The organism is Streptomyces sp. NPDC058289, assembly GCF_042880975.1.
GTDB classification, from domain to species: Bacteria; Actinomycetota; Actinomycetes; order Streptomycetales; family Streptomycetaceae; genus Streptomyces; species Streptomyces stoeckheimensis.
Genome location: NZ_JBHVYI010000185.1, coordinates 1 through 4,712, shown reverse-complemented (window position 1 = coordinate 4,712; position 4,712 = coordinate 1). Strand labels below are relative to the sequence as shown.

Sequence of the window (4,712 nt, the reverse complement as noted above, 5' to 3'; positions counted from 1 at the left end):
CGCCGTGGCCGGGGGCCGGCCCCCGGGCCCCCGCTCCTCAAACGCCGGAGGGGCTTTGCGCCGGTGGGGCTGGACCGTCAGGCCGGGTGGCCGAGGGCCGGGTCGTGGTCCGGGGTGGTTTGCGACGGGATGCGGGGGGCGGTCGAGGCCGGCTCGGGGGTCGGCTGGGTGGGCAGGCGGATTGCAGACGCCTCGGGGTCCGCGCACTCCATCGTGCGGGGGAGCTTCAGGGCCATCGCCGCGCCCGCCAGGAGGAGGGCCGCGCTGATGACCAGCGTCACGTGCAGCCCGTGCACGAAGGAGTGCCGGGCGGCCGAGAACAAGGACTCGCCCGCCGGGCCGCCGAGCCGCGCCGCGATCTGGTAGGCCTCGCCCAGCGAGTGCGAGGCGCCGGCCGAGTCGGCCTCCGACACCCCGGGGACGGACGCCAGGCCGGGGGCGTAGGCCGCGTTCATCACGCTGCCCAGCAGCGCGATGCCCATGCCCGCACCGAGCTGATAGGAGGTCTCCCCGATCGAGGCGGCGCCGCCGGCCGTCGCGGCCGGAGCCTCGCTCAGCATGGACTCGTAGGCCGCGAACAGGGTGGTCTGGAGGCCGAAGCCGAGCAGGACGAAGCCCACCGTCAGCAGGACCGGCCGGTCGTGCTGTCCCATGAACGTCAGCAGCAGCACCGCGCCGGCGGTCAGTACGAAGCCCAGCGAGACCATCCTGCGCGGTCCGGTCCGGGCCAGCGTGTACGAGCCGGTCGCGCCCGCCGCCATCGCGGCGAAGGTGAGCGGCAGCAGGCGCAGCCCGGTCTCCAGCGGGCTCAGGTGCAGCACGAGCTGGAGGTACTGGACGGCGATCAGCTCCAGGCCGACCAGCGCCAGCATGGCCAGCACGATGCAGCCCACGGAGGTGGTGAAGGCCGGCCGGGAGAACATCCGCATGTCGATCAGCGGGTGCGCCCGCCGCTTCTGGCGGCGTACGAAGAGCACCAGCAGCCCCGCCCCGATCAGCAGCGGGACCAGTGCCTGCGGGTCGGTGAACTGGCGCTCCGCGCCGAGCCGCTTGACCCCGAGGACCGCACCGAGCACACCGCCGGCGGCCATGAGCGCGCCGAGCACGTCCCAGGGCCCGTCGGAGGTGCCCTTGGATTCGGGCAGCAGCCACCGGCCCAGCGGCAGGATCATGATCATGAGCGGGATGTTGATGAGGAAGACGGAGCCCCACCAGAAGTGCTGGACCAGGAAGCCGCCGAGGACGGGGCCACTGGCGGCGCCGACGGCGGCCACGGCCGTCCAGATGCCGATGGCGAGGGCCCGCTCGCGCCGGTCGGGGAAGACCTGGCGCAGGATCGACAGGGTGGCCGGCATGATCATCGCGCCGCCGACGCCCAGCAGGGCGCGGGCGGCGATCAGGACCTGGGCGTTGTCGGCGAGGGCAGCCAGGGCCGAGGCCGCGCCGAAGAGCCCGTAGCCGAGGAGCAGGACGCGGCGGCGGCCCACGCGGTCACCGAGGGTGCCGAAGAGGATGAGGAGGGCGGCGCACACGAGCGGGTAGGCGTCGACGATCCACAGCAGCTCCATCGGGCCGGGCCGCAGGTCTTCGGTGACGGAGGGAACGGCGACGTGCAGGATCGTCGCGTCGAGCGCGACGAGCACCAGGCTCACGCAGAGGACCGCCAGGACGGCCCAGCGGTTGGCCCCGCCGGAGCCCGCGCCGAGTCGCCGCAGTCGCTGCCAGGGGGAAGGGTTCCTGTCGCCGGTCACGTTCGTCCCCGACATGCATGTACCTCCCAGGTGATCCCTCGCACTCGGCGGACCAGCGTCTTCTCAGAGCCACGGGTGGGGAGGGTGGCGTCCTACGGGGTCCGGCGTCGACACGCGAGTGAAGAGTCAGCGTACGCGAGTTCGGCTGTCCGACACGTGGTCAAGCTCTCATCCCGCCGCCGGCTGCGCTGTGGTGTGCGCCACTCGTTCCACCTCGGCCCTTCCTGCCCGGGCGCGACTGTCCCGGACCTCGATAATCATGCCCGTGAAGGATCTTGGATTTCGTCGGGCCGCGCCCGCTTTGACCGTGTTCGTGGCGGTGCGGCTGCTCGGGCTGACCGTGCTCGCGGTGTGGGGGGCGGTGGCCGGCAGCAGCGCGCACACCCTGCTCGCGGCCCGCTGGGACTCCCTCTGGTACGCCCGCATCGCCGCCGAGGGGTACGGGTACGAGGTGGCGCTCCCGAACGGCGACGTCCACTCCAACCTGGCGTTCTTCCCGCTGCTGCCCTGGCTGGAGCGGCTGGTCTCGGCCGGCACCGGGCTCGATTACGGATCTGCCGGCCTGGTGGTGTCGGCGCTCGCCGGGCTCGCGGCGGCCTGGGGGATCTTCGCGGTCGCCGAGTTCGTCCACGGCCGCCGGGCCGGGGTGTTCGCCGTCGCGGTGTGGGCCGCACTGCCCGTCGGGATCGTGCAGTCGATGGCGTACAGCGAATCGCTGTTCACCGCGCTGGCCGCCTGGAGCCTCTACGGGGTCCTGCGCGGGCACTGGCTCACCGCAGGCCTGCTCGCGGCCGGGGCGGGGCTGACCCGCCCGGTCGGCGCCGCCGTGGTCGCGGCGGTGTGGGTGGCCGTCGCCCTGGCCCTGCGGGGCGGGGAGCGTTCCTGGCGACCGGTGGCGGGGGCGCTGCTGGCGCCGCTCGGCGCGGCGGCGTACGTGCTGTGGGTGGGCGCGCGCACCGGCGGCGGCCTGACCGGGTACCTCGACGTGCAGGGCGGCTGGGGCAACGGCTTCGACGGAGGCTGGGCGTTCGCCCGGTTCATCGGGGCGCGGCTGGCCTCCCCGGCCTTCCCCGCCGGGATCGGGCTGATCGCCGGGGTCGCACTGGTGCTGTGGCTGTACGCGCTCTGCGTGCGGCGGCGCCGGCCGGAACCGCTGCTCGTGTACGCCGGGATCGTGGTGGCGCTGGCCCTGTGCGCCTCCGGGTACTTCGGCTCCAAGCCGCGGCTGCTGCTGCCGGCCTTCCCGCTGGTGTTCCCGCCGGCGGTGGCGCTGGCCCGGTGGCGGACGGGCCGGGCGGCCGCCGTCCTGGGCGCGGTGGCCGCCGCGTCGGCCGTGTACGGAGCCTTCTGGCTCAACGGTTCGGGCCCGCCGTAGGCCGTGGCGGGAGGGCCGGAGACCCAAGATCACGGAATGGAGCGTTCCGCTCCATCTTTGGGCAAAACAAATTGATCGGGAGTGATAAACGCGGCCTAAGTGTGAGAGGAAAAGATCGGAGCAAGGGACCTTCCCCGCTCCAACCAAAGGCTGAATACCGGGAATTAAGTCCCGCGTGAGACCAACTCCACATCACATGGTCATCACAAAGCCCGTGATTCGACCGGGTCGCCCATCGGCGCGCGGTAACGTCGATTGAGTGCGTACCGACCAAATCCTGCCCAGACTGGAGCGGGTGTTCGCCCGGCTGGACCGGGAACCAGAGCGACCGGCTCATCTGCAAACACCGCGGATGAGCCGGCACCGCGTCGTGCTCCTCGGAGCGACCCTCGGCATCTACCTGGCGATCGTGGTCGCGGTAGTGACCACTTCCTGGCTCGTCCGCCTCGACTGGCAGATCATGTTCTTCCGGCCGTACGAGCAGTGGCCGCAACTCCACGCCTTCCTCGACTACCTCGTCGTCCTCGGCCAGCGCGGCCCCACCGCGGTCATGGTCGCGGCCTGGCTCGGCTGGCGGTCCTGGCGGCAGCACACCCTCCGCCCGCTGATCACCCTCGGCGTGGCGCTGCTGCTGCTCAACATCACCGTGGGCGCCGTCAAGCTCGGCCTGGGCCGCCTCGGTCCGCACTACGCCACCGAGATCGGCTCCGCCGAGCTCTTCGCGGGCGGCGATATATTTCCTTCCGGCCACACCGCCAACGCCGTGGTGACCTGGGGAATCCTGGCCTACCTGGCCTCCACGGTGGTCACCCGCCGGGTGCTCTCCCTGGTCTCCGCCGTGGTCTCCCTGAGCGTCGGCGCCACCACCGTCTACCTCGGCACCCACTGGGTCAGCGACGTGCTGCTCGGCTGGCTCGCCGGTCTGCTCGTGCTGCTGGCGCTGCCGTGGTTCGAGCCGGCCATCGCCATGGCCGAGGCCTACGTCTTCGACCTGCGCGCACGGCTGCGCAGCCTCGTGGAGGCCGGGCAGGTGCCCGAGGCCCTCACCGGGGTGCTGGTCCCGCTGCTCTCGGCCGGCGGCAAGTGGCGGCTCGAGCGAGCCGCCGCGGAGCCGGCCGAGCGTCAGCCGGCGCAGGCCGTACAGCCCGCGCAGCCCGTACCGCCCGTGGTCGTCGTGCGGCAGCCGGGGGCGGCCGAGCCCGCACAGGTTCCGGTTCCGGCGTCGGCAACGGCGACGGCTTCTGCCTCCGCTTCCCCTGCTGCTTCGGTGCAGACCGCGGGGCACCAGCCGGCCGCCCGGCCCGCCGCCCACCTCTCCGGCCGTCCGCACCTGATCCGTTCCGAGCGGACCCCGGGCGCCCCGGCCGGCAGCCGCCGCCCGGCCCACGCGGAGCGCGCCCCGGCGCGCGGCGCGGCGCCCCGCCCGGCCACCGGCGGCTGAGCCGGACGGTACGCACCCCCTCCGCTCGCGCATCCACGGCGGGGGGCGGGGGGCGGCCGGGGGGCGCGCGGGGGGGGGGCGGGGCGGGGGTGGGGGTTGGGCGGCGGGCCCCCCGCGCCCGGGCCGGGGCGCGGGCAGGGCGGGC

At 73.7% G+C, this 4,712-nt stretch carries 3 protein-coding genes; 2 read left to right on the top strand and 1 reads right to left on the bottom strand.

Going from position 1 to position 4,712, the window contains the following annotated elements; translation table 11 throughout:
* Positions 1-77: 77 nt before the first annotated feature.
* Positions 78-1,766 (bottom strand): MFS transporter, encoded by a 1,689-nt coding sequence (locus ACFVX6_RS40545; protein WP_389699594.1) that lies wholly within the window; start codon positions 1,764-1,766, stop codon positions 78-80.
* 244 nt (positions 1,767-2,010) lie between these two features.
* Between ACFVX6_RS40545 and ACFVX6_RS40540 the strand changes: the two genes are divergently transcribed.
* Positions 2,011-3,126 carry a hypothetical protein gene (locus ACFVX6_RS40540; RefSeq protein WP_389699593.1) on the top strand — a complete coding sequence of 372 codons (1,116 nt, stop codon included), beginning with the start codon at positions 2,011-2,013 and terminating at the stop codon, positions 3,124-3,126.
* 259 nt (positions 3,127-3,385) lie between these two features.
* Positions 3,386-4,567, top strand: a complete 1,182-nt coding sequence (locus tag ACFVX6_RS40535; RefSeq protein WP_389699592.1) for a phosphatase PAP2 family protein — start codon at positions 3,386-3,388, stop codon at positions 4,565-4,567.
* The last annotated feature ends 145 nt before the right edge of the window (positions 4,568-4,712 follow it).